Genomic DNA, 23,375 nt, shown 5'->3' with positions numbered 1-23,375 from the left:
ACGGAAAGGTCGGTGGTGGTGGGAGACGGCGCGTCGCCCACGATGTCACGGTTGAGTTGGTCGCGGGCCGTCATCATTGGCGCGGGCGTCATTCTCGCCGGCCTTCTCGCTCTGCCCGGCCGAACGGTCACGACCAAGTACGTCAACGATCTCTTCGTTTTCCTGGATGGTGCTCATCGCATCGTGCTTGGCCAGGTGCCGAATGTGGATTTCCATTCGTCGCTCGGGCCGTTGACATTCTATATCCCCGCTGCCGGCTATGGCTTGTCGGGCAGTATGGGCGGCGCGATGCCGGCTGGAATGGCGATAGTGGTCTTCCTGCTTGCAGCTATTGCCGCGGAAATCGTGGGCAGCCGGATGCATAAGGTCTTCGGGCTGCCGCTTGCGATCTTCCTGCTCCTGATAGTTGCGGCTCCCGCAAATCCAGGCGAGCGGATAGGAGAGCTGACATTTGCCATGTTCTATAACCGGATTGGCTGGGCGTCGCTCGGCTTTCTGCTGGTGATGTATCTGCCCCGGTTGCCGGCAGCCGGCAATAGCAGGGCCGTCGATGCCGCATGCGCCAGTTTCCTTGTGTTGCTGATGCTCTACACCAAGATCACCTATGGCGTCGTGGGGCTTGCCTTTCTGTTGTTCATGCTTTTCGATCGTCGCCAGATCGGTTGGGTGAGTTTGGCGCTCGGGATGATCGCCGTCAGTAGTATCGCCATTGAAATCATCTGGCGCGGCGGGTTCAACTATCTTGCCGACCTGGGCCTTTCGGCCAAAAACAGCGGTGGCCTGCTGGCGTTGACCGCGCTCGGTCATTTGCTACGGAACAATCTCGCCGACCTTCTTGTCTATCTTGCGGTCGCGCTCATCGTTCTCAGCCTGTCGCCAGGTTACCGACATCTGCTCTTCGTTGCCTTCTGCGGCACGACCGGAATTCTCTTGATCGGGCAGAATTTCCAGGCCGTTGGTATACTGACACTTGGCGCAGGCGCAGTCATCATCACGGAAAGCCACTTTCGCGCCAAGCTGCTCTCCCGATACGGGACGGCGCGGTTCGCTCTGCCGCTACTCCTGGCGTTCCTGTTATTGCCCGCCGCCCTCGGCAACGCTGCATCGCTGGCAATTCATGCCTACTACACTGCCGGCGGCCGAGGCAAACCGATCCCGCTGCCGGCGTTTTCCGAGATCAGGCTCGTTGAGATTTGGAGCGCCGGCCAATACGAATATTTCGAGGGATACAACAGGACATTGGCTGACGCTTCGGCCGCCCTGTCGCAGCTGATGTCCGCTGGCGAGCGCGTCGCGGTACTCGATTTCGTCAATCCCTTCTCTGCCGGCCTGGGGCTGACGCCGCCCGTGGGCGACAGCGTCTGGTATCATTGGGGGCGAACTCTTGGACCGGATGATCATCCGCCCGCGGAAGAGATGTTCGCCGACGTTGACCTTATTCTCGATCCGAAATGGCCGATCGAGATCTGGACGGGCAACGGGCTGCGCGACCTTTATGCCCACTATATCGCCCGCCACTATGCGCTGGTGCGGGAAACGGCCGATTGGCGCATTTATCGCAGAAAGGCTTCCTGAGTCGGCGCAGCCTGTTGTTTCAGCTCCGCGGTGATAAGGCCGATCAGCATCAGCACCAGCGCCCAGGCGTAAATGGAACCTGCCGTGAGCTGATTCAAACGGGGAGCTCCGAAGTAACCGAGTATGACAGGGACCGGGATCACTAGGGCTGCTGCTGCCAGCCATGCCCACGGACGCTGCCAATGGTGCAACAGCACGGGTAGCAGGAAGAGCGTGTAGTGGATCCATCCGAGAGGCGAAGCCAGCAGGGACGCCAGCAGCGCGAAACCACTCACTACGATGACCGGCGGATGACGAAAGAAGGCCCAACCTGCTAGTCCAAGCAACAATAGTGCGGCAATGACCGTGCCTGCGGCCGGAACACCGGCGCGGGCCGCAAGGCCTGCAAACGACGCGTTGGTTAGAAAAACAGCCCGTTCGCCGTCTGTTGCGACGAGGCGCAGCCAATCGACGTAGATCTGCGGGCCGAAGACGACCAGCGGGATCGTGGCTATAACCGCCGCGGTAGCCACCGACACCAGACCCGGAAGGCGGTGGCCGGCAAGAAAGAGCAGCACCGGCCACACTGCAAAATTGGGCTTCATCGAGATCAGCAAACCGATCATGATGCCGGCGACGATGCCATCACCCTTTTCCAATCGAAGCCAGCCGGCTACCGCGAGTAGCACAAACGGCATATAGATTTGGCCAAGATAGAGCGTGTCCCAAAAGCCAGCCAGTGCAAACGCCCAGATCGCCAGCAGCGGGAGCTCCAAGCCGCCGCTATAGCGTCGCAGCAGCAAGACAACCGCAGCGACGTAGCTGGCGATAGAAATCATCCACCAGATGCGAAGTGATTGCACCGGCTCGAATATATCTAAGGTCTGGAACAGGAGTGCCGAAATCGGGGGATTGAGGTTTGGATTCCAGGATTCGAATCCAGGAAAGACGACATGCGGCGTGAGCGGCGGGTAGATGCCATAGGGATCCAGTCCTGCAGCGGCTGCGCGTCCCGACGCGACGAAGGCGCCGAAATCCCACAGGCCATGATCTGAAACGACACGCGGAATTTCTCCCTTGATGATCCGCAAGGACATGAGGGCAAGTGCTGCGGTCGCGGCCAGCTTGAGCAGCCTCCATCGCGGCCCAATGGTGGCATCATTGTCCATTTTGACGCCCTCTCAATGTCCCCGGAGCCTCATGAGCGGTGGCGGCATATGCTCTGGCTCTGCGTAATCGCTGCGGTCTCGTCACTCACTATCGATTTGTCGTTCACGTCGGGGAGTGGTCCGTAATGTTCAGTCTGTCTCCGACGCTTGCTAACTCCCTCTTAATGCGGATGTTCCCGGCTGGTCTGCAGCAGCTCGGCAGATCGTGGATAGCACGCGACTAGCATCTACCGCGGGAATCTTGCGCCGCCGCCGTACTGACTTTTGATAGCGACGAGGAGGGCTGGACGAAGCCGCTGAGCATCTTGCTGAAAGCTGACAACTAGAGCGGCTTAAGTCGGAACGGCAGTGCTGCACGAGAGATGATCGTACGACACTCACCGACCGGCGATGGTTAGGCCTCGTGAGGAGGCGACGGGCCGGTTGGCGCGTCGGCGCGGCGTTCTGCACGGCGGCGCACGCCCCCAGGGGATGAGGGGGTGCACGGCACCCCCCTCGCTTCTGGTGTGTGCGTCCCAGCTTACAAAATCGCCAGCACCGGGCTGTCCAGTACCTTCCCTGTCGCCACGTCGGCGATCCCTCGGTCCGTCTGGTGCGGACCGGCATTGCAGGCGAGTGTTGCCCCGAAGCAGGCTTTGAAGACGCGGTAGGGCGGTTTCCAGTCAACGATCTTGTCCATGGCCTTGCGGATATCGGAGAAGGCGAGGGCTGTGTCCCTTAGGGGCGCGTCGGTTACCAAGCCGGAAAGCGGCAGCGGCAGGATCGCTTCGATTGCGCCGTCCTTGGCGACCGCCATACCGCCGCCGGCTGCTATGACGGCGCTGGCGGCGAGCGCCATGTCGCGCACATTGCCGCCGAAGACGGTGAGGTTGTGGCTGTCATGCGAGACGGTGGTGCAGAAGGCGCCTCGCCACTCGCCCCAGCCGGTGAGGAAGCCGATCCGCGGGGCGCTGTCGGTCTTGCCGTGGCGATGGGTGACCGCGATCATCGCACTGCCGACCGGCGGTACGACGAAGCCGTCTCGGATTTCGGTTTCGGCTTCGCCCCATTGAGTGAAGCGTGGTCGGTCGATGGTAGCGACGCGGACGCGCGCGCCCTTGGCCGGGATGCGGAAATCATTCTCCGTCAGCGGCGGCAGCTTGACGGAATTGACGAGCGGCGCCGTATCGAGCGGCTGGATGGCCGCCTCCATGCAGCCATTGCGGGCGACGAGGCGGCCGCCCGATATGACCAGCCGCGCACGGAATTCCGTAAGGTTTTCGAAGAGAACGAGATCGGCCCGGCGACCGGCGGCGACAAGGCCGAGATCGGAGCGTTTCAGCCGCTGCGCGGCGTTGAAGGTCGCGGCACGCAGCGCCCATTCCGGTTTCATGCCGTAGCGCACGAGCCGGCGGATGACGTCGTCGAGGCCGCCGCCTTCATAGAGTTCATCGGGAAAGACGTCGTCGGTGCAGAGCGTGACGGTCGGGGGCAGGTGGCCGAGACCGTTCAGGACCTCGACGAATTCCTGCAAGAGATGGTCGTGAGAGCCGCGCAGCTCGATCGTCAGGCCGGCAGAAAGCTTGGCGGCGAGATCGGCGCCGGAGGTGAGTTCGTGGTCGGAGGTGACGCCGGCTGCCATGAAGGCGTTGAGGTCGGCGCCTGCGAGGCCGCGGGCATGGCCGCAGACGAGCTTGCCGGAGACAAGGCCGGCATTGACGATGGCACTCATGCGCGGGTCGCCGTCGATGACGCCGCGCATGTTCATGACTTCGGCAACGCCGCCCACCGCAGGCGAACGCAGCATTTCGGCGATGATGGTGGCATCGAAATCGGCGCCGGCAAGTTCCAGGCCCGGTGCCGACGGCACGCAGGAGGGGGCGAGCAGGATCATGCGCAGCGGCAGGGCGTGCGCCGCTTCGATCGCCCAGCGCACGCCGTCGAGGCCGTGAACGTTGCCGAATTCGTGCGGATCCCAGACGACCGTCGTGACACCGCGGGGCAGCACGGCGCTTGCATATTCGCCGGGCGTCACCATCGAGCTTTCGACATGCATGTGCGTATCGATCAGTCCCGGTGTCAGGATGCCGCCAGTCGCATCGACGATTTCGACGGCATCCGCTCGGCTTGCCGGGGCATGAACGCTTGCGATCAGTGCGCCGACGAGACCGATATCGGCCTCGCGGATCAGGCCGGTCACCGCATCGAGCAGCCGACCGCCAGTGATGACCAGGTCGAAGGGAGCATCGCCGCGCGCGGCAGCAACGGCGCGGGCACGCAAGCCGGGATCGTTGAGGTCGAAGGGTTCCTGACGAGGGATGGTGTTCATTTTCGGGCCTCGTTGATCAGGGCGCCGAGAATGATGGCGCGCGCCTCGTCCGAATCGATGTCGGCGGCGAATTGCGCGTTGAAGGTCGCATGCGTGGCGCGGGTTTCGACGACTGTGCGGCCACGGGTGAAGGCGCCCTGCAGTTCGACGTCGACGCGCGCGGATCGGAAAATTACGACATCAGGGGCGACGAAGGCGACGGCGGCGGAGGGATCATAGATCGCCATGCCGGGACGGCCGCGGCTGGTGCCGATATTTATGTAACCGGCGAACAGGTCGGCGATCAGCTCGGCATTGGCGCCGCCGGCATTGCGCACCGACTCGGTATCCTCAGGTCGCGCCAGCACCCGGCGGCAGAGGTCGAGATCCACCATCCGCAGCGGCAGGCCATGGGCGATGACGATCGCGAGCGCCTCGGGATCGGCAAGCGCGTTGAATTCGGCGGAGGCGGTATGATTGCCTGACGTGATGCCGCCGCCCATCCAGACGAGGTCGGTGATGCGGGCGGCAAGATCGGGGCGCGCAAGGGCCAAGGCGGCGATATTGGTGAGGGGTCCGAGCGCCAGGATGCGGTGTGGCCCGCTGCCTTCGAGCCAGCGGCAGAGCGCGGTGAAGGCATCGCTGTCGGCAAGGGCAGGGGCATCCGGCAGGCTCTTGCCTGCTGTCGGGATGCCGGTTTCGCCGAGGATCGCCTGGGCGGTTTCGAGCTTGCCGAGAACGGGCGCAGCACGGCCGGTGTGGATGGGAAACGTCCAGCCGAAGGCGCTAGCGGCGCCGGCGGCATTCATCCTCACTTGCGGCAGCGGCGTGTTGCCGAAGACCAGTGAGATGCCGTCGATCTCATATTCCGACTGCACCACCACTAGAATGGCGGCGATGTCATCGAAGCCCAAGTCGGTATCGATCCACACGCCCATAATGTCACCCGAAGCGTTTAAGGTTGGCCGCGCCGGCAACCGGCAGATCGAAGGCGAGCGCACTGCCGATCCCGTGTACCGGCAGGCTTGCGTCGATCTCGGCCTTGATCGGCCCAAGCGTTGTATCAAGCAGATATTCGCGGCTGTTGCCGGCGAATGACGTGCCGCGAACCGTGCCGTGGAACGGACCAGCGCCAAGGATCACCGAGCGCGGACGCCAGGCGAGGCCCGCCGAGGCTTGTGGCGGGGGACCGGAAAGCGCTATCGGGCCATTCGGCGTCATCAGCTTTCCCTCGTTCAGCGCAAAGACATTCTCGAAGCCGACGAAGTCGGCGACGAAGGCGGAGACCGGGCTGTTATAGATCTCTTCCGGTGTACCGATCTGCTCGATCCCGCCGTTCACCATCACGACGATGCGGTCGGCGAGCGCCAAAGCCTCCACCTGATCGTGAGTGACGAAGATCATGGTAACGCCGCTCTCCTTCTGCACGCGTTGTAATTCCGCACGCATTTCCAGGCGAAGGCGGGCATCGAGATTGGAAAGCGGTTCGTCCAGCAGCAGCACCTTCGGTTCCATTACCATAGAGCGGGCGAGAGCCACGCGCTGCTGCTGACCGCCGGAGAGTTCGGCGGGTTTGCGGCCGGCGAAGGTGCTAAGGCCGACGGATTTCAGGCCGGCGCCGACGCGGGCATCGAGATCCGTCCCCGAGATGCTCTTGAGGCGCAGTCCGAAAGCGACGTTCTCATAGACTGTCAGATGCGGGAAAAGGGCATAGGACTGGAAGACGAGGCCGACGGCGCGTTTGTTGGCGGAGACGCGGGTTATATCGGCGCCGTCGAGGCCGATGCGTCCGGAAGCCGGCGGCAGAAGGCCGGCAATGGCGCGCATCGTCGTTGTCTTGCCGCAGCCGGAGGGGCCGAGGAGTGCAACGAGTTCGCCCTTGCCGATTGAGAGGTCGAGATCCCTCACCGCGACCGTATCGCCATAGCTGAGCGTCAGCTTGTCGAGTTGAAGATAGGCATCAGACATAACGCGAAAATCCCAGGAAGCGTTCGGCGAGGAAAACGATGCCGATCGAGAGGAAGGCGAGGAGGGCGGAGAGAGCCGCGATGGACGGGTCGTAGGTGGTTTCCATGTAACCCAGCATGTCGATCGGCAGTGTTCGTACACCCGGACCGGAGAGGAAGAGCGAGACCGGCACCTGATTGAAGCTGGTGACGAATCCGAGAATGAAGGCGGCCAGGATGCCGCCGCGGATATTCGGCATAACCACGCGGAAGAAGGCGCCGAGCCTGGAGGACCCGAGCAGGACGGCCGCTTCCTCTATATCCGAACGCAGATTGTCGAGGCTGGCCGAAACGACGCGCACGGCATAGGGCAGCACGAGGGCCGCATGGGCGAAGAACAGGGCGAGCGTGATGTTGAAACCGAAGGGCACGACGAGATAACGCAGCAATGCCAGGCCGACGATGATGCCGGGAACGATGATCGGCAGCGAGACGATGGTGCGGACGGTTTCGGCCGCGGGCAGCCGGTAGCGGGAGAGGGCATAGGCGGCCGGGATGCCGAGGACGAGCGAAGCAAGCGTTCCGAAGACGGCGAGGAACATCGACATGGCGAAACTGTCGCGGAAGCTTTCGATGGTGAAGACCTTTGTCACCCAGCGCAGCGAGAGGCCCTGCGGCGGGAAGGCCAGCATATCGCCTGCCGAGAGCGAGGCGACGATGATGATGAGGAACGGGCCGATCAGGAAGACGAGGAGCAGGAAGAGAACGACGGGCGAAAAGAGGCGGATGCTCATCTGCGGCTCCTCGCCGTCGCAAGGCGTTTCAGCAGGATGTTGGCGGCAAAGCTCATGACGATCAGGATGAAGGCGATGACGCTTGCCGATACGAAATCATTGGCTACAGACACCTGCTGATACATGAGCGTTTCAAGCATCAGCACCTTGGAGCCGCCGAGAATGGCGGGGGTGATATAGGCGGTGAGCGAGCCGGTAAAGACAAGCGTGCCGCCGATGACGAGGCCCTCGCGCGTGAGCGGCAGGACGACCTTCCAGAAAACCTGGAACCAGTTGGCGCCAAGCACGCGGGCAGCCGGGATCGCATCCCTCGGCATGTTTTCGAGCGCACTGATCAGCGACAAAATCATCAGCGGCAGGAAGAGCTGCAGGAGGCCGATGAAGACGGCGGTTTCGGTAAAGAGCAGCCGCAGCGGCTCGGGACTAAAGCCAAGGCCCGTTATCACCTCATTGACGATGCCGGTGCGGCCGAGAATGACAATCCAGGCATAGGTGCGCGCCACCGGCGAGATCATCAGGGGCAGGGTGACGAGGCCGATCATGCGGCCCTTGCCCTTGGGTGGCAAGTTGACAATGGCAAAGGCTGCCGCATAGCCGATGACCGCTGAGACAGCGGTGACTTCGAGGCCGAGCCGAAAAGAGCGGAGGAAAACCGTGCGGTTCAGCGTCTCGGAAAAGAAACCGGTATAGGCCGAGAGTGTCCACCCGCCACCTGTCCGAAAGCCTTCCGACAGCAGGATCGCGACGGGTAACAGGAAGACCAGCGTCGCAAATACGGCTGCCGGCAGGGCGAGCGCCAGGGCCTCTGCGCGGTTCTGGAACATGAGATGCCTTTCCGAGAGAGGAGGGCGGTCCCGCAGGCACGGGGACCGGTTTTACAGGCAGCCTATTGGCCGACCTTTTCGTTCCACGTCTTCAGCCAGCCGGCGCGATTATCGAGGGCAATGGCTGACGGGATGAGCTTGAGGCTCTTGGCTGTTTCCTCGCCATAGGTGAGGTTGTTGGCGGCCGCTTCAGAAAGCTTGACCTCGCTATTGGCGGGGCTGTCGGTCAGCTTCTCGGCGGGCTTGGTCTGAGTGTCGGTCGAGAGCCAGAAAACCATGAACTGCAAGGCGAGATCTTGATTCTTGGAACCCTTGGTCAGTACCAGCACGTTCATGCCGCCGGTCTGGCCTTCCCGGGGCGTCGCCCATGCGACCGGGACGTCGAGTTTGGTGAAGCCAGCCCAGGAAAAACGGCCGATCGGTGCTGCCCAGATCTCCTCCTGCTGCATCAGCTGAACGAGCTGCGAGGATTTTTCGTAGAAGGTGACGATGTCGTCCTTTTTCTCGCCGAGCGCCTCGATCGGTCCCTTCAGGTCGGGAGTATCCTTGCCGAGCGCCAGGCCCAGCATGTGGAGCGCCGGCGGGCCCTGGTTGGTCGTGACATTCGGGAAGGCGACATGGCTCACATATTCCGGCTTCAGGAGATCGGCCCAGGATTCGATCTTCATCTTGTCGGAGCGATAGGCGATCGAGGTGGCGTAGAAGGTATAGCCGACGCTCATGCCGTCGCCGTTCGGATCCTTGGCGACGTCGTAAAGCTTGGAGAAATTGGTAAGCTTCGCGGTATCGATCTTGTCGATCAGGCCGGCGCGCGATGCGGCGAGCGCATCCGCCATCGAAACGGCGGCGAGATCGACGACGGGATTGGCCTTGTTGGCCTCCATTTTGGCCAGGCGCTCTACGCTGTTGCCGGTCTCGACAACCAGCTTGCAGCCGCATTGGGCTTCGAAGGGGTCGTAGACCAATGCCTTGAAATCGTCCTGCGCGAAGGCATAGACGGAAATGGTCAGCGTCCGTTCCGCGGCAGCTGCGCCAAGCGGTGATAAGGCGGTCAGCGCCGCCGCGGCCATGAGAGCTCTTTTCATCCTACGTGTTCTCCATCTCTGAGGTTTTTGATGCCGGGTTCGCAGGCCCGGATGATTGGCGGGCAACCAGCTGCATGGCGACGCGGTCGGTCTCCGCGGTAACGAGCATGCCCTCCCGCAGGCTGCTCGTCCTTATGCTATTCACCAGGGCCGACACGGCAATGCCGGCGATCCTGTCCATGTCCATGCGGACCGTCGTCAATGATGGCGTGACGACCGGTGACCAGACGAGGTCGTCGAAACCGGTGACGCTGACATCGGCGGGAATGTTGATGCCCGCCTGCTGCAATTCCGTCAGCGCACGCAACGCCTGCAGGTCGGAGAGCGCTGCGAAGGCGGTGAAACCCTGTCTGGCTTTTTCCGCCAGGCGGAGGGAACAGCCATTGCCGCCATCCCGCTCCAGCCTGTCGATCCAAAGCGTCTCGGCATGCATTCCCGCCCGCAGGGCGGATCGGATACCGCCGGCGCGATCGTTCTGAACATTGGATTCATGGTTGTTGCCGATGATGAGAATGCGCTGGTGGCCGAGATTGGCGAGATGTCCGGCAATTTCACGACCGCCCTGCCAATGATCGGCGGCAACGGTATTGCCGGGCGTCGAGGCAGTGTCGATGACCGCGACCGGACAGGCGGCGGCGGAGATGCGGGTGGCGCGGCGGGGAATGATGACCATGCCTTCGACGCCGCGCTCGACGAGCCGATTGATCGCCTCGGTCTGCGCGGCGACATCGCCGCGGGAATCGGCAATCAATACGCCGTACCCTGCGGCGGAGGCAGCGAATTCGATCGCCTGCGCAATCTTCGGGAAGAGCGGATTGGCAATATCGGGCAACACCAGACCAAGAACGCCACTGCGGCCGGTCCGCAAAGCCCGGCCTGCCTGGCTCGGGACATAACCGAGTTCGGCCGCATGCTCGCGGATTTTTTCGATCAGTTGGCCGGAGACCCTGCCTTTCCCGGAAAGGGCATTCGAAACGGTGGCGACGGAAACGCCGAGTGAGCTCGCGATCCTGCTGAGGTTTGGTCCCGGGCGCGGTGAAGCCATAATCGATGACGCTTGATTAATCGTTTAACCAGGCATATCTCAGCTCGTTTCGCTTGTCCAATCCAAATTCAACTTCGAGGCTATTATTGTGGGCGAATTCGATGTGCCAAAAAAACCCCGCGAGACGATCGCGGGGTTCAGCATTTTCCAGAAAGGCGGCCGGCCGATCAGCTCTTGGCCTTTACCGCCACGGTCTTCACCGGCGCAGTGACCTTGCCGCCGGGCGCGTAGCCGCCGCCGACCGCGATGTTCAGCGACACATAGTCCTTTGCCATCTGCTGGACGGCCTGGGCAAGGCTTGCCTGGGCAAGTGAAACCTGGCGCTGCGCGTCGAGAACGTCGAGCAGCGAAGAGGCGCCGTCCTTGTAGGACGCGGTCGACAGTTCGAGCGTTTCCTGCGTGGTCTTCACTTGGGCCTGCAGGGCTGCGACCGTGCGGGCGTCACGCCGGACAGCGGCGAGTGCGTTCTCGACCTGCTCGACAGCGGTCAGTACCGTCGATTTCCAGTTGAGATAGGCGGTGGCAGCATTGGACTCCGCCGACTTGACGTTGGCGCGCAGGCGGCCACCGTCCAAGATCGGCAGGTTGAGAGACGGACCGAAGGACCAGCCGGTCAAGCCGCCATGGATGCCGCGCTGGTTGATGTAGGACGGCGAGATCGAGCCACTGAGCGAGATGCTCGGATAAAGCTGCGCTTCGGCAACACCGATATTGGCCGTTGCGGCGGCGAGATCACGCTCCGCTACGCGAATGTCGGGACGGTTGCGGATCAGATCTGCCGGAATGCCGGAGTTGATGCCGCCGCGGAATACCGGCTGACCACGGCCCTTCAGCAATTCATCGACGAGAGCCGAGGCCGGCAGGCCGAGCAGAGTGGCGATGTGATGTGCTGATATGCGGATATTGGTTTCGAGGCCGGGAATTTCGGCGAGCGTCGACTGAACGAGACCTTCGGCCTGGACGACGTCAAGACGTGAGGCGGCGCCGGCTTCAAGCTGGAACTTGGTCAGCTCGTAGGTTTCCTGACGAGATTTCAGGTTGGCCCTCGAAAGCGCCAGGCGCTGCTGATAATAGCGAACGTCAATATAGCTCGAGACGAGATCCTGCACGAGGGTCAGCTTGGCGACATCGGCGGATGCGTATGCGGAATCGAGCGAAGCGAGCGCGCTTTCGGTGCTGCGCTTGTAAAGGCCGAAGAGATCGAGCAGCCAGCTCAGCTGGACGTCGCCTGCACTGGTGTTGCGCGTGTCGAACTGCGTGCGCAGCTCGCCCGTCTGGCCGCTGATCGTGTGCGACGCGCCAACGTTGAGGTTCGGCAGGCCGCCCGCGCCGGCGACGGTGACGTTTGCGGAAGCCGCATTGATGCGTTCGATCGCCTGCTGGACAGTCAGGTTCTGGTCGAGGCCGGCCTGGACATAACCATTCAGTTTGGGGTCGTTGAAGGCGGTCCACCAGGCTGCGGTAGCAACGTCACCAACACTCTTGGTTCCGCCTTCTCCGAATTTGGCGGGCAGCGGCATTTCAGGAGGAGCATGATCCGGGCCCACAACGCAGCCCGACAATAATAAAAATAATGCCGGTGTGGCAAAACGAAGAGATACCATTCATTTCTTCCTGTACTCGAGCAAGTCAATTCTTGTCCGAAGCTTCATGCTTCACTATCGCCGCCGCGCCTCGTCCTACCACAAACACACACACCGAAGCAGTCGGGCGCAATGTAGCAATCGGAACAGCATTATCACAGTGCATTTATATCACACTGATGCCGCATTTTTGCCGCGTGTGGCAAAGATGCGTCGTATGACCACGAAAAAGGACGGCACGAAGAAAATTCCAAGCAACGTCGCCGCCAGCATACCGCCGAGAACGCCGATGCCGATGGCGTTCTGCGCCGCCGAGCCCGCGCCCGCCGCGACCGCCAGCGGCACCACGCCGAGAATGAAGGCGAGCGAAGTCATGATGATTGGCCGCAGGCGTAGCCGCGCCGCTTCCAACGTCGCTTCGAAAAGCCCCATGCCGCTTTCCGTGCGATCCTTGGCGAATTCGACGATCAGGATCGCGTTCTTCGCCGCCAGGCCGATCGTGGTGAGCAAGCCGACCTTGAAATATACATCGTTCGCCTGGCCGAAGAGCGTTGCCGCCGCCAGAGCACCGAGAACGCCGACAGGCACCGCCATGATCACCGAGAAGGGAATAGACCAGCTTTCGTAGAGCGCTGCCAGGCAGAGGAAGACGACGAGAACCGAGATCGCGTAGAGCATCGGCGCCTGCGAGCCGGAAAGGCGCTCCTGATAGGAAATGCCCTGCCAGGCAACCGTGTAACCGCCGCCGAGTTGCTCGGTCAGCGCTTCCATTTCGTTCATGGCGTCGCCGGAGGACACGCCGGGGGCAGCGGCACCATCGAGCGGAATGGCGCTGACGGCGTTGAATCGGGCAAGCGAAGGCGCGCCCTTTACCCACTCAGTGCGGGTAAAGGCGGAGAAGGGGACCATTTCCCCGTCATTGTTGCGGGCATACCAGTGATCCAGATCGTCCGGCTGCATGCGGAAGGGCGCGTCGCCCTGCACATAAACCGGTTTGATCTCTCCGTTCAGCGTAAAGTCGTTGACGTCGCGGCCGGTGAAGATGATCGACAACATCGAATTGACCGAGGAGATGTCGACGCCCATGGCGCCGATCTTTTCCTGATCGAGCACGATCCGCATCTGCGGCTCGACTTCCTTGTTGCTGCTGCGCAGGGCCACGACTTTACCCGAGCTGTTGCCCATCTGGATCAGCCGCTTGGAAGCGGCCGTGAGAGCATCGTTGCCATGGCCACCCGTATCGACGAGATACATTGAAAAACCGCTCGACACGCCAAGGCCCTGAATCGCCGGCGGCAGGAGCGCGAAGACCTGTGCCTCGCGCATTGCAAAGAAGCTGCGAAGCGCCCGGTTGACTACCGACTGGGCGCTCAGATTTGGATCGGTACGCAGCGAGAAATCCTTGAGCTTGGTGAAAACGATGGCGCTGTTCTGGCCGGAACCGCTGAAGCCGAAGCCGAGGGCGCCGAAGACGGATTCGACGGCATCCTTCTCATTCTGGCGATAGTAGTTTTCCACCTTCTCGACGACCGCCTGGGTCTGCTGGGTGGTCGAGCCTGGCGGCGTGGTGACGATGGTCAGCAGCACGCCCTGGTCTTCCTGCGGCAGGAAGGAGCTCGGCAATCGGGTGAAGAGATAGGCGCAGCCGACGCCGACGAGAAGGAAGACCAGCATGACGCGGATCGGCCGCTTCAGGAGATAGCCGATGGTCCTGACATAGCCGTTGGTCGAGCGCGTGAAGTTGCGGTTGAACCAGTCGCCGACGCGGTGTTTTCTGTGTTCGCTGACCGGCTTCAGCATCGTGGCGCAGAGCGCCGGCGTCAGCACGATGGCGACGAGCGCCGATAGCAGCATGGCCGAGACGATGGTGATCGAGAACTGGCGATAGATGATGCCGGTCGAACCGCCGAAGAAGGCCATGGGAATGAAGACGGCGGTCAGCACGAGCGCAATGCCGACGATGGCGCCGGTGATTTCGCCCATCGACTTTTCCGTCGCTTCGAGCGGCGAAAGCTTCTCTTCGGACATGATGCGCTCGACGTTTTCGACGACGACGATCGCGTCGTCGACGAGAAGGCCGATCGCAAGCACCATGGCGAACATCGTCAACGTGTTGATTGAATAGCCGGTGGCCGCCAGCACTCCGAAAGTGCCAAGCAGCACCACGGGAACGGCAATGGTCGGAATGAGCGTTGCGCGCAGATTCTGCAGAAAGACGAGCAGCACCACGAAGACGAGCACGATCGCCTCGATCAGCGTATGCACGACCTTCTCGATCGACAGTTCCACGAAGGGTGTCGTGTCGTAGGGATAAGTGATCTTGACGCCATCCGGCAGAGTGCGGCCGATGACGTCGAGGGCAGATCGCACGCGGGCGGCAGTATCGATGGCGTTGGCGCCGATGGCGAGGTTGACGGCAAAGCCACTCGAGGGCAGGCCGTTGTAGCGGGAACTGCCGCCGTAGCTTTCCTGGCCGATCTCGATGCGCGCGACGTCGCTCAGGCGCACGGTCGCCCCGTCTTTTTCGACCTTCAGGATGATGTGCTCGAAATCAGCGACGGTGGTCAGCTGGCTCTGCGCGGTGATGGTGACGTTGAGCTGCTGACCGGGAATCGTCGGCTGGGCGCCGAGCGAGCCGACGGAGACCTGGGTGTTCTGCGCCTGGATCGCTGCCGTGACGTCGCTCGGCGTCAGCTGGTATTTCAAGAGTTTGAAGGGATCGAGCCAGATGCGCATGGCGTATCCCGAACCGAAAACGTTGATGCTGCCGACGCCTTCCAGGCGCTGGATCTGATCCTCGATCGAGGTCGACATGATGTTGCCGAGATCGACCGAACTGCGCTTGCCGTCGGTCGAAACGAGCGATCCGACGAGAAGGATGCTCGAGGTCGAGCGCGTCACGCTGATGCCGGCATCGATGACGTCGCCCGGAAGCTGCGACTGAACCAGCTGCAGCTTGTTCTGCACCTGCACCTGGGCGATGTCGGGATCGATGCTGGTTCCGAAGGTGAGCTGGATGCTGGCCGAACCGGTCGACGAGGTCGAGGTCATGTAGGTGAGGTCGTCGAGTCCGGTCATGCCGTCTTCGATGATCGTCGTCACTGATTTTTCGACGGTCTCGGCGCTGGCGCCGCGATAGGTAGCGTTGATGCGCACCGTCGTCGGTGCGATGTCGGGATATTGCGAGATCGACAGGATGAAGATCGCCAGCAGGCCGGCGAGCATGATGGTGATCGCAATGACCCAGGCGAAAATCGGACGTCGGATGAAAAACTTGGCCATCTGTTGTTCCTGTGCGGCTGAGACGGTGACTTGCAGGCTCGCAGCGATTACTTCGCTGCGGGCTTCTCAGCGTCACCGGCCGCGGTCTGCTCGGCCGGCACGACCACGCCGTTGTCGTTGATCTTCGTCGGGACCGGCGTCACCGGCATGCCCGCCGTGACCGACTGCAGGCCGGTGACGATCAGCTGATCGCCGTCCTTGATGCCTTCGGTGACCAGCCAGGAATTGTTGGAGGGCGAACTGTTTTCGAAGGCGCGGGTTTCGACCTTGCCGTCGGCGGAAACGAATTGCGCAGTCAGCCGGCCGTTGGCGTCACGGCTCGTCGCCAGTTGTGGCAGCGCGTAACCGGTCTCGGCGCCGAGCTCGACCGTTGCGCGGACATACATGCCAGGCAGCACGATACGATCGGGATTGGGAAAGAGCACACGGATGATGAAGGTGCCTGTGGTCTCGCTGACCACTTGCTTGGACATGTCGAGCTTGCCCTGCTGATTATATTCCTTGCCGTCTTCGAGGATCAGGTGGAAGGCGACGTTCTCTGCGCCCTTGATATCGCCGGCGGCCATCGCATCGCGCAGCCTGAGCAGGTTGGTGCTCGATTCCGTCAGGGAGATATAGATCGGATCGAGCTGGCGGATCGTCGTCAGCGCCGTCGTCTGGTTGGCCGAAACGACATTGCCGACATTGTAGGTGGTCTGGTCGATGATGCCGTCGAAAGGCGCGACGATCTTCGTATGGTCGAGATCGATCTGTGCGGCGGAAAGGGCCGCTTTTGCCGACTCGACTTCGGCCTTGGCCTGGAGAAGCGTCGTCCTGGCCGTCTCGTATTCGATCTGCGTGGCGCCGCTGCCGACGAGCCGCTGGTAGCGCTCGAGATTGCTTTCGGCGCTCGGCACACTCGCCTCGGCCTTGGAAATGGCTGCCTTGGCCTGCTCGACTGCGGCGGCGTATGGCGCATCCTCGATCTGATAGAGAAGGTCGCCCTTCTTGATTTCGCCGCCTTCCCTGAAAGCTATCTCGCGGATGATGCCGCTCACCTGCGGCCGGATATCGGCCGTCTGGAAGGCTTCGGCGCGACCGGGAAGAATCGTCGTGATCGGGAAACTCGCCTTCGTCAGCGCGATCACGCCTACGGGGGTCGCCTGCTGCGCGGCTCCTGCGCCGGCATTTCCCGCGGGCTTGCTGGCGTTGTCACTGCAGGCGCCAAGCAAAGCGCCGGCCATCAGGGCCGAGGAGATGAGGAGGACACGACGTATCATTCTGATTTCCCTCATGCGGTGGCAATCGCCGCTCGATCCACGGGCTCGGATGAACCGAGCACAGGCTTATAAAAGCGTCTGGATTGAGGTGGCTTCAAATACCATCATCCGAGTCTAAGAAAAGCTTTACGAAGTGACGTATGTTACCAATCGTCACTTAGCAAGCGCTTTTTTGCAGTGCGGCATCGACGAAGCAGACGATATCTTCGGCGCGGTGCACCAGCGTTTCCTTATCCTCGCGTGCAATCAGGATCGGGTGCAGTACGCAGGCCAAAACGTCTGCGACGGTGCGTGCCGCACTTTCGGGATTGCGACAATGATAACGCCCGTCCGCCACGCCCTCGCGGATAATCTCGCCAAGTTTCTCCTCGATCCGCGCGCGATAGCGCTTGCCGGCCTCGAGTTTGGCCTCGATTGTCGAAAGCACCATTTCGAAAATGTAAGGGTTTTTCTGGATGTCCTGCAGGTGGCTTTCCAGCAGGCGCAGGACGAAGCGGAGCAACTGCTCCTTTGGGGGCAGCTTCTGGTCGAAGGCGGCGAAGCGATCGGTGGCATTATCGAGATGTCGTCCGGCGATTGCATCGACCAGCGCCACCTTGGAACGGAAATGCTTGAAGACGTTGGCGGGAGACATATTGAGCGCGCCGGCGATGTCGGCGATCGACACCGCGACGAAGCCGCGCTGGCGAAACAGTATCTCCGCCATCGAGAGAATATCCTCCCGCGTTTCCTCGGCCTTGCGCCTCGGCCTTCTTGCCATGCGTCCCCCGCCGGGCCGAACCCGGTACCTTTTTTCCCATGCTAGCGCGATTGAGCGAGGGCTGCCAAGCCGATGCTTATCCTGGCAGCACTCGTGTATTGGCTTATCAGGTGAAATAGGGGGCGAGGTTGTCGCGAACACGAGCAAGCGGCGTCTTGCCGCTGTCGTCCGGAACGAAGCGCTCGCCGGTAATCGCCTCATAGGCCCTGATGTAAACGGCCGAGGTCTGCTCGATCAGTTCAGTGGGAATCTTCGGGATCTCGTCCTTATAGGGATCGCAGCGCTCCGCCACCCAGGCGCGGACGAAATCCTTGTCGAAGCTTTCAGGACGTTTCCCGGCAGCGAAACTTGCCGGATAGCTTTCGGCCAGCCAATAGCGGCTGCTGTCGGGCGTGTGGATCTCGTCGGCGAGAATGATGTCGCCGTCATTGTCGGTGCCGAATTCATATTTGGTATCGACGAGGATAAGGCCACGTTTGGCCGCCATCTCCTGCCCGCGAGCAAAGAGGGCGAGCGCGTATGCCGACAGGGTTTTCCACTGTCGACTTGTCAGAAGGCCGCGCGTGATTATTTCGGAAGGGGTCAGCGGTTCGTCGTGGCCGCCGTCGAACTCCTTGCTGGTCGGAGTGATGACCGGTTCGGGCAGGACTTGATTGTCGCGCATGCCGTCGGGCAAGCGTATGCCGTACATCTCGCGCTCACCTTTTTTGTAGAGCGTCAGGATCGACGTGCCGGTGGTGCCAGCGAGATAGCCGCGCACCACGATTTCGACGGGCAGGATATCGAGCCTCCTGCCGATGACGACATTCGGATCGGGATAGTCGAGAACGTGGTTCGGGCAAATATCTTTCGTCGCCTCGAACCAGTAGCGCGCCGTTTGCGTCAGCACCTGGCCTTTGTAGGGAATGCAGGTCAGAATGCGGTCAAAGGCGCTCAGCCGGTCGGTGCTGATAATGATGCGGCGTCCGTCCGGAAGGTCGTAATTCTCGCGCACTTTGCCGCGATAGTAGTTCGGCAATTCCGGGAAATGGGCTTCGGAGAGGATTCGCACGGCGCTCGACTGTCCTTGTATTTAGCTGAAGGCTACCTGCTCTAATTTCATTACCGGCGAAGTTCAAGCCAGCCGAAGTATCGCATCACAGCCAGAACAGAGCCAGGAGAAACAGAGCGAGGCCGTAACCTCCGAGGGCAAGGGGCCAGCCGGCGCGCAGGAAGTCGCTGAAGCGGTAGCCGCCGATGCCCATTGCCAGCGTATTGTTGTGATGACCGAAGGGCGTCAGAAAATCGAGGGAGGCGCCGACGGCTACTGCAATCAGATAGGCGTCCGGCGCATGTCGCCCGAGCCTCGCAAATTCGAGTGCGATCGGAGCCAGCACGATTGCGACTGTCGCATTGTTGACGAAGGGCGTCAGCACCATCGCGAGGAACAGGATGAGGGCGATGCCGGAAAGCGGATGATTAACCGGCAGGATGAGGCTCAGCCAACCGGCAATCGCTTCGGCCGCCCCGGTGCTTGCCACTGCCTGCCCGATCGGAATCATCGCTGCGAGCATGATGATGATCGGCCAGTTGAGGTCGGCCATGGCCTGGCGGATGTTGAGATGATTAAGCAGGGTGAGGGCGAGCACGACGCAGGCAAAGGCGATGTCGGGACGGAGGCCCACCGCCGAGGCAGCGACGCCGCAGGCAAACAGCGCGAAGGGCCGCCAGGAGAGGGCGGCCGGTTCGGCTGGAACTGTCGGAGCAAGCGGCAGGCACTCGCTTTCCTCCAGCGCTTCGGCAATCGCCTGATGTGGCCCCTCCAGCGTCAATATATCGCCGATCGACAGCTGCAGATCGAGGAAACGGCCTTCGATGCGCGAGCTACGCATGGAAAGAGCAGTGACTGCGATTCCGCGATGGTGGAAGACTTCGAGCGAACGGACGCGCGAACCCACCAGCGTGCTTTCGGGCATGACTACGGTTTCGACTCGGGTAAAGTCGGGCGGCAAGCCGTCCGGATGAGCATCGGTAACCAGGGCCTGTGTGGCGGCAAGGCCGGCAAAGACGCTGTCGGCGCCCTCGGCAAGCAGCACGTCGCCAGCGTTGATTACCGACTGGTCGAGCGGGCCAAATACGAAATTGTCGCCACGGATCAGCGCGTGCGGTTTGATGCCGAAGCGGGTCGGACATTCGGAAAGCCGTACGCCGATCAGAGGCGAGGCATCCGGGACGCGACGTTCGACGACGATGCGACGCGTGCCCTGGACGAGCGTTGCCGGTACTGGGTCAGGTTCTGGAAATAGCTGTCGGACCCGAATGGCGAAGAGCAGGATGCCCGCAATTGCGACCGGCAGCCCGACATAGCTGAAATCGAAGAAACGAAAACCCGCACCGGACGCCTTGGCAAGCGCATCGCTGACGAGCAGGTTGGCCGGCGTGCCGATCAGCGATACGAGGCCGCCGAGCAAGGCGGCAAATGAGATGGGCATGACGAGCTGACGGCGGGGGATTGAGAGCGCCACGCCGAGCCGCAGCGCCACCGGCAGCGTAATCGCAAAGGCGCCGATATTGTTCATAAAGATGGAAAGAATGCCAGCAAGCGAGGAAGCACCTGATATGACTTTGAAATTCGACGGTCTTGCGCTCGCGATCCGCGCGGCAAGGTTGTCGAAGAGTTTGGCGCGCGCCAGCACCTGGACGATCAATAAAATTTCGATGACGGTGATAACGACGGGGCTGGCGAAGCCCGCAAAGATTTGGTCGGCCGGATAAAGTCCGAGCGCATAGCCTGCGAGCAGGCCGGCAATCGCAATTACTTCGATGCGTATGCGCTCGAGCGAGAAGAGAACGAGCATCGCCAGCAGAAGGATCAGCAGGGATGCTTGCTCGAATGACATGGGCGGATCCAGTGCTTCATCGATGGAGGCATGTCGCCGTGCCGGAACCGCTGCATGTTTCCGGGGGGACAGGCCATGGGCGGACTGTAGTCGTTCCTCATCTGCTGTACAGAGGCGCGAGCCGGCAAAGGTCGAACAATCCTCATGTCTTCGGTCGAGCGGAAACCTGCCACCGGCCCGCGGCATTTCGCTCTAGCATGGGCGTTGCGAAGACACCGAAGACGCGCGCTGCCCATTGCTGCCCGGCGGCTGCGAGGCTGTCGCGCCAGCGCTCCGATTGCAGCATGGCCGCGCCGAGGACGACGGGTTCGATGCCGCAGGCCGTCAGCAGACTAAGGCCCGACACGATCGATGCGCCGCTGGAAATGACGTCATCAATCAGGGCGACGCGCCGTCCGGTCAGCAGCGGCAACATGCGCGGGTCGACATAGAGGCGCTTGTCTTGTGTCGGCGTGGTGATCGAAGACAGCGGAACGGAGAGTTCTTCGCGGTACCAGAACTTGCGCGAGGTGCCGAGCGGGATGTAGCGGCGGTGACCGAGCTTCTGCGCAACGGCGGCTGCAAGCGTCAGGCCGAGTGTCGGCAGGCCGGCGATGACGTCGATGCGCATAGGCCTGATCTTTTCGGCGAGACTTTCAGCCAATGAGTCTAGCACGGCGAAGCTCGCCTGGTTGACAATCAGTGACGCGAGAGCGCGATCACCATCTGCCAACAGCCGTATCGGCAGGCGTAGCTGGCGGCCGTCTTCCAGCGTGGCGACATAGAAGGAGGTGAATTCCCGATCGTCGGGAAAGGTGCCGGGCGGATGGATCTCCTGCCAGAACTCATGCGCCGCGATCTCCGTCACATGGGTCAACGTCTCACCCTTTCCATGCCTGCTCTTCGGCGCAGCGCCTGCAATTCTCCCTCAGTCAGCGCACGTACCGCGCCTTTTGGAAGGTCGCCGAGTTCGAGCCCGCCGATTGCGACCCGCACAAGGCGCAAGCATTCGGCGCCGAGCGCCTCCAGCATGCGACGGATCTGGCGATTGCGGCCTTCATCGAGCTCGACCTCGATCCATGAGTTCCTGTCGCCCTGGCGCAGGCGTCGGGTGGTCGTTGCCGTCAGCAACTCGCCGTCATGACGGATGCCGGATGTCATAGCGGCAATTTCCTCGTCATCCATGAGCCGGTCGATCTGGACATGATAGGTTTTGGTCACATGGGTGAGCGGATCGAGCAGGATCTGGGCGAATTCGGTGTCGTTGGTGAAAAGCAGCAGGCCTTCGCTCGCCTTGTCGAGCCGGCCGACCGGAGAAAGGTGCGGGATGTCGAAATCCTTGAGGCAATCATAGACCGTCGGCCTGCCCTCGGGATCATGGCGGGTCGTGACGAGCCCGCGTGGCTTGTTGAGCATCAGATAGATTTTCGCCTCAGCGGCGACGGCAAGTCCGTCGACGCTGATCCTTGCCGTCGACAGATCGACCCATGCAGAGGCATCGCTGACGATGCGGCCGTCAACGGCGACGCGCCTTTCGGCGATCAGCCGTTCGGCCTGAGTGCGGGAGCAATAGCCAAGCTTGGAAAGGGCGCGCGGAAGAGTGGCCCGCTTGCCTGCGGTCTCGGCGGCAGGCTTCAGCCGCTCGCGCGTCTTATGTGATGGGCGCCGGTCCCTCATCTGCCATCCCTATCTGCCTCGATGCCGCTTCTTTGGCATGAACGGCACGACGATGCCAGCGTGACAACTGTAAACCGAGGGGATCAGAGCGCTGCAAAACCGTGTCAGCGCTTCGTATAAAGCGCCGTCAGGGCGAGACGAGGTAGGCAGCTTCAGCGGCAGGCCATGAAGCCTGCTAGTTCCTTGCGGCTGACGACGATGCCGGCAGCAGCCTTCACTGGGTCGGGATGGGTATAGGACAGGCTTGGCATTTCTGGCAGGTCGAGCGCCTGACGCATATTCATGATGCCGACCGCATAACGGCCGTTGACGCCGTCGGCGCTGACTTCAATGATGCAATTGGCCCTCTTGTTTTCCATGGTCGTCCTCCCATTCGTTTTTATGTTCTCATCACTCTCATTAAAAATTGGTTTTTCTGAGACATAAGCGTTTACGCACCCAGTCGAAAAATGGATCGACGGGCGCGTAAAAGAGCCGGCTTCGAGGCTGATTGAGCGCTCAATGCCACCAATGGCGAGGCTGCGGCTGCGAGTTGCCGGAAAGCAGATAGCCGGCGAGGAAGCCCAGCGCCCCGGCAAGAACCAGCGCGGTGGTCGTTGCGGCGGCATGCTCGCGGGCGGCGCCGGCGGCGGCTGCCCCTTCGGCCCGGATTTGAGCGACGGCGTTCTTTGCGCGGGGCAGGGCTTCATCGTAAGCCTTGCCAGCGCGGCCGCGCACTTCGTAGTAGGCCTCAGCGCCCTGGGCGGAAATCATTTTCTGTAGGCGAGAGACTTCCTGCTGGAGCGCAGCGATGTCCTTGCTGACAGATGCTCTGATATCATCGGTGTTGGCAGCCATATCGGTCTCCTTCCTTCAATGGGAAAGACAACACCTCAAACGGTGATAGGTTCCGAAATTGCAGCTGCTGATTTGTGACGGCAATTTAAAGCTCGCCGGCTGGTGAGGCCTTAATCCGCCATTAACCATAAATTGGCTCAAGGCGCTGTTTTCACGCGATCTTTCGTCGGGTGCGAAGGGCGTTTCGATGATTTTTTGACCGACTGATAAAGAAATTTCCGGAAATCTGCTGTGGAAACACCGCCTGTGGATAAAGCGAGCGAAGAAAATCTCAGCCGAATCAGTCTGTTACAAAAATGTCAAAAAACTTTTGTGATGGCAGTTGACTTGGAAAAGGGGATAGTTCTATAAGCCCACTCACTGACGAGGGCGGCGGCGCTGCTGGCGACGAAGTCTCTCGTTCTGAAGAAACTCA

At 61.5% G+C, this 23,375-nt stretch carries 19 protein-coding genes; 1 reads left to right on the top strand and 18 read right to left on the bottom strand.

The features are described from left to right. Positions 1–42 precede the first annotated feature (42 nt). Positions 43–1,575: a hypothetical protein gene (locus FFR93_RS22080; RefSeq protein ID WP_246661360.1), complete on the top strand. Its 1,533-nt coding sequence runs from the start codon at positions 43–45 to the stop codon at positions 1,573–1,575. On the opposite strand, the gene FFR93_RS22075 is transcribed toward FFR93_RS22080, so the two are convergent. The 18 genes from FFR93_RS22075 to FFR93_RS21990 all read right to left on the bottom strand — a co-directional run bounded on the left by FFR93_RS22075 (position 1,554) and on the right by FFR93_RS21990 (position 22,960). Continuing rightward, the gene (locus tag FFR93_RS22075) at positions 1,554–2,723 is read right to left on the bottom strand and encodes a glycosyltransferase family 87 protein (RefSeq protein ID WP_138394785.1); all 1,170 of its coding nucleotides are present in this window, start codon (positions 2,721–2,723) and stop codon (positions 1,554–1,556) included. The genes FFR93_RS22080 and FFR93_RS22075 overlap by 22 nt on opposite strands. A gap of 520 nt (positions 2,724–3,243) precedes the next feature. After that, positions 3,244–5,031 (bottom strand): adenine deaminase C-terminal domain-containing protein, encoded by a 1,788-nt coding sequence (locus tag FFR93_RS22070; protein WP_138394784.1) that lies wholly within the window; start codon positions 5,029–5,031, stop codon positions 3,244–3,246. Then, the gene (locus tag FFR93_RS22065) at positions 5,028–5,948 is read right to left on the bottom strand and encodes a nucleoside hydrolase (protein WP_138394783.1); all 921 of its coding nucleotides are present in this window, start codon (positions 5,946–5,948) and stop codon (positions 5,028–5,030) included. Before FFR93_RS22065 ends, FFR93_RS22070 begins: the two co-directional genes overlap by 4 nt. Positions 5,949–5,952: 4 nt before the next feature. Then, entirely contained in the window at positions 5,953–6,978 is a 1,026-nt protein-coding gene (locus tag FFR93_RS22060) for an ABC transporter ATP-binding protein (protein WP_138394782.1), read from the bottom strand. Further along, a complete protein-coding gene (locus tag FFR93_RS22055; RefSeq protein WP_138394781.1) occupies positions 6,971–7,750 on the bottom strand; it encodes an ABC transporter permease in 780 nt (259 codons plus the stop codon). Before FFR93_RS22055 ends, FFR93_RS22060 begins: the two co-directional genes overlap by 8 nt. Beyond that, entirely contained in the window at positions 7,747–8,574 is an 828-nt protein-coding gene (locus FFR93_RS22050) for an ABC transporter permease (protein ID WP_138394780.1), read from the bottom strand. Before FFR93_RS22050 ends, FFR93_RS22055 begins: the two co-directional genes overlap by 4 nt. A gap of 62 nt (positions 8,575–8,636) precedes the next feature. Continuing rightward, a complete protein-coding gene (locus FFR93_RS22045) occupies positions 8,637–9,659 on the bottom strand; it encodes an ABC transporter substrate-binding protein (protein WP_138394779.1) in 1,023 nt (340 codons plus the stop codon). 1 nt (position 9,660) lies between these two features. Further along, on the bottom strand, positions 9,661–10,704 hold the full coding sequence (locus FFR93_RS22040) for a LacI family DNA-binding transcriptional regulator (RefSeq protein ID WP_138394778.1): 1,044 nt from the start codon (positions 10,702–10,704) through the stop codon (positions 9,661–9,663). Between the two features lie 167 nt (positions 10,705–10,871). Next, positions 10,872–12,308: an efflux transporter outer membrane subunit gene (locus FFR93_RS22035; protein WP_064708874.1), complete on the bottom strand. Its 1,437-nt coding sequence runs from the start codon at positions 12,306–12,308 to the stop codon at positions 10,872–10,874. A gap of 150 nt (positions 12,309–12,458) precedes the next feature. Further along, positions 12,459–15,569 (bottom strand): efflux RND transporter permease subunit, encoded by a 3,111-nt coding sequence (locus FFR93_RS22030; RefSeq protein ID WP_138394777.1) that lies wholly within the window; start codon positions 15,567–15,569, stop codon positions 12,459–12,461. Between the two features lie 47 nt (positions 15,570–15,616). Beyond that, positions 15,617–16,828, bottom strand: coding sequence for an efflux RND transporter periplasmic adaptor subunit (locus tag FFR93_RS22025; protein WP_138394776.1), 1,212 nt, complete (start codon positions 16,826–16,828; stop codon positions 15,617–15,619). A 157-nt stretch (positions 16,829–16,985) separates the two neighbouring features. Next, positions 16,986–17,588, bottom strand: a complete 603-nt coding sequence (locus tag FFR93_RS22020; RefSeq protein WP_064712057.1) for a TetR family transcriptional regulator — start codon at positions 17,586–17,588, stop codon at positions 16,986–16,988. 106 nt (positions 17,589–17,694) lie between these two features. Further along, positions 17,695–18,639: a phosphoribosylaminoimidazolesuccinocarboxamide synthase gene (locus FFR93_RS22015; RefSeq protein ID WP_138394775.1), complete on the bottom strand. Its 945-nt coding sequence runs from the start codon at positions 18,637–18,639 to the stop codon at positions 17,695–17,697. 85 nt (positions 18,640–18,724) lie between these two features. Then, positions 18,725–20,467 (bottom strand): SLC13 family permease, encoded by a 1,743-nt coding sequence (locus tag FFR93_RS22010; protein WP_138394774.1) that lies wholly within the window; start codon positions 20,465–20,467, stop codon positions 18,725–18,727. A gap of 142 nt (positions 20,468–20,609) precedes the next feature. Then, a complete protein-coding gene (locus tag FFR93_RS22005; protein WP_138394773.1) occupies positions 20,610–21,323 on the bottom strand; it encodes a phosphoribosyltransferase in 714 nt (237 codons plus the stop codon). Further along, a complete protein-coding gene (locus FFR93_RS22000; RefSeq protein WP_138394772.1) occupies positions 21,320–22,123 on the bottom strand; it encodes a pseudouridine synthase in 804 nt (267 codons plus the stop codon). The genes FFR93_RS22005 and FFR93_RS22000 overlap by 4 nt, the downstream gene beginning before the upstream one ends. A gap of 152 nt (positions 22,124–22,275) precedes the next feature. After that, positions 22,276–22,482 carry a hypothetical protein gene (locus tag FFR93_RS21995; protein WP_064708881.1) on the bottom strand — a complete coding sequence of 69 codons (207 nt, stop codon included), beginning with the start codon at positions 22,480–22,482 and terminating at the stop codon, positions 22,276–22,278. Between the two features lie 139 nt (positions 22,483–22,621). Further along, complete coding sequence (locus FFR93_RS21990; protein ID WP_064708882.1) at positions 22,622–22,960, bottom strand: hypothetical protein; 339 nt, start codon at positions 22,958–22,960, stop codon at positions 22,622–22,624. Between the last annotated feature and the right edge of the window lie 415 nt (positions 22,961–23,375).

The organism is Rhizobium sp. MHM7A, from assembly GCF_005862215.1.
GTDB lineage: Bacteria > Pseudomonadota > Alphaproteobacteria > Rhizobiales > Rhizobiaceae > Rhizobium > Rhizobium bangladeshense.
Note: the sequence above shows the minus strand (reverse complement) of the source record. Positions and strands in the feature narration are given on the sequence as shown.

Bases quoted from the DNA above. Each gene is read 5' to 3' on its own strand.
- FFR93_RS22080 (WP_246661360.1), top strand. From the start codon at position 43: ATGTCACGGTTGAGTTGGTCGCGGGCCGTCATCATTGGCGCGGGCGTC.
- FFR93_RS22075 (WP_138394785.1), bottom strand. From the start codon at position 2,723: ATGGACAATGATGCCACCATTGGGCCGCGATGGAGGCTGCTCAAGCTG.
- FFR93_RS22070 (WP_138394784.1), bottom strand. From the start codon at position 5,031: ATGAACACCATCCCTCGTCAGGAACCCTTCGACCTCAACGATCCCGGC.
- FFR93_RS22065 (WP_138394783.1), bottom strand. From the start codon at position 5,948: ATGGGCGTGTGGATCGATACCGACTTGGGCTTCGATGACATCGCCGCC.
- FFR93_RS22060 (WP_138394782.1), bottom strand. From the start codon at position 6,978: ATGTCTGATGCCTATCTTCAACTCGACAAGCTGACGCTCAGCTATGGC.
- FFR93_RS22055 (WP_138394781.1), bottom strand. From the start codon at position 7,750: ATGAGCATCCGCCTCTTTTCGCCCGTCGTTCTCTTCCTGCTCCTCGTC.
- FFR93_RS22050 (WP_138394780.1), bottom strand. From the start codon at position 8,574: ATGTTCCAGAACCGCGCAGAGGCCCTGGCGCTCGCCCTGCCGGCAGCC.
- FFR93_RS22045 (WP_138394779.1), bottom strand. From the start codon at position 9,659: ATGAAAAGAGCTCTCATGGCCGCGGCGGCGCTGACCGCCTTATCACCG.
- FFR93_RS22040 (WP_138394778.1), bottom strand. From the start codon at position 10,704: ATGGCTTCACCGCGCCCGGGACCAAACCTCAGCAGGATCGCGAGCTCA.
- FFR93_RS22035 (WP_064708874.1), bottom strand. From the start codon at position 12,308: ATGGTATCTCTTCGTTTTGCCACACCGGCATTATTTTTATTATTGTCG.
- FFR93_RS22030 (WP_138394777.1), bottom strand. From the start codon at position 15,569: ATGGCCAAGTTTTTCATCCGACGTCCGATTTTCGCCTGGGTCATTGCG.
- FFR93_RS22025 (WP_138394776.1), bottom strand. From the start codon at position 16,828: ATGATACGTCGTGTCCTCCTCATCTCCTCGGCCCTGATGGCCGGCGCT.
- FFR93_RS22020 (WP_064712057.1), bottom strand. From the start codon at position 17,588: ATGGCAAGAAGGCCGAGGCGCAAGGCCGAGGAAACGCGGGAGGATATT.
- FFR93_RS22010 (WP_138394774.1), bottom strand. From the start codon at position 20,467: ATGTCATTCGAGCAAGCATCCCTGCTGATCCTTCTGCTGGCGATGCTC.
- FFR93_RS22000 (WP_138394772.1), bottom strand. From the start codon at position 22,123: ATGAGGGACCGGCGCCCATCACATAAGACGCGCGAGCGGCTGAAGCCT.
- FFR93_RS21995 (WP_064708881.1), bottom strand. From the start codon at position 22,482: ATGGAAAACAAGAGGGCCAATTGCATCATTGAAGTCAGCGCCGACGGC.
- FFR93_RS21990 (WP_064708882.1), bottom strand. From the start codon at position 22,960: ATGGCTGCCAACACCGATGATATCAGAGCATCTGTCAGCAAGGACATC.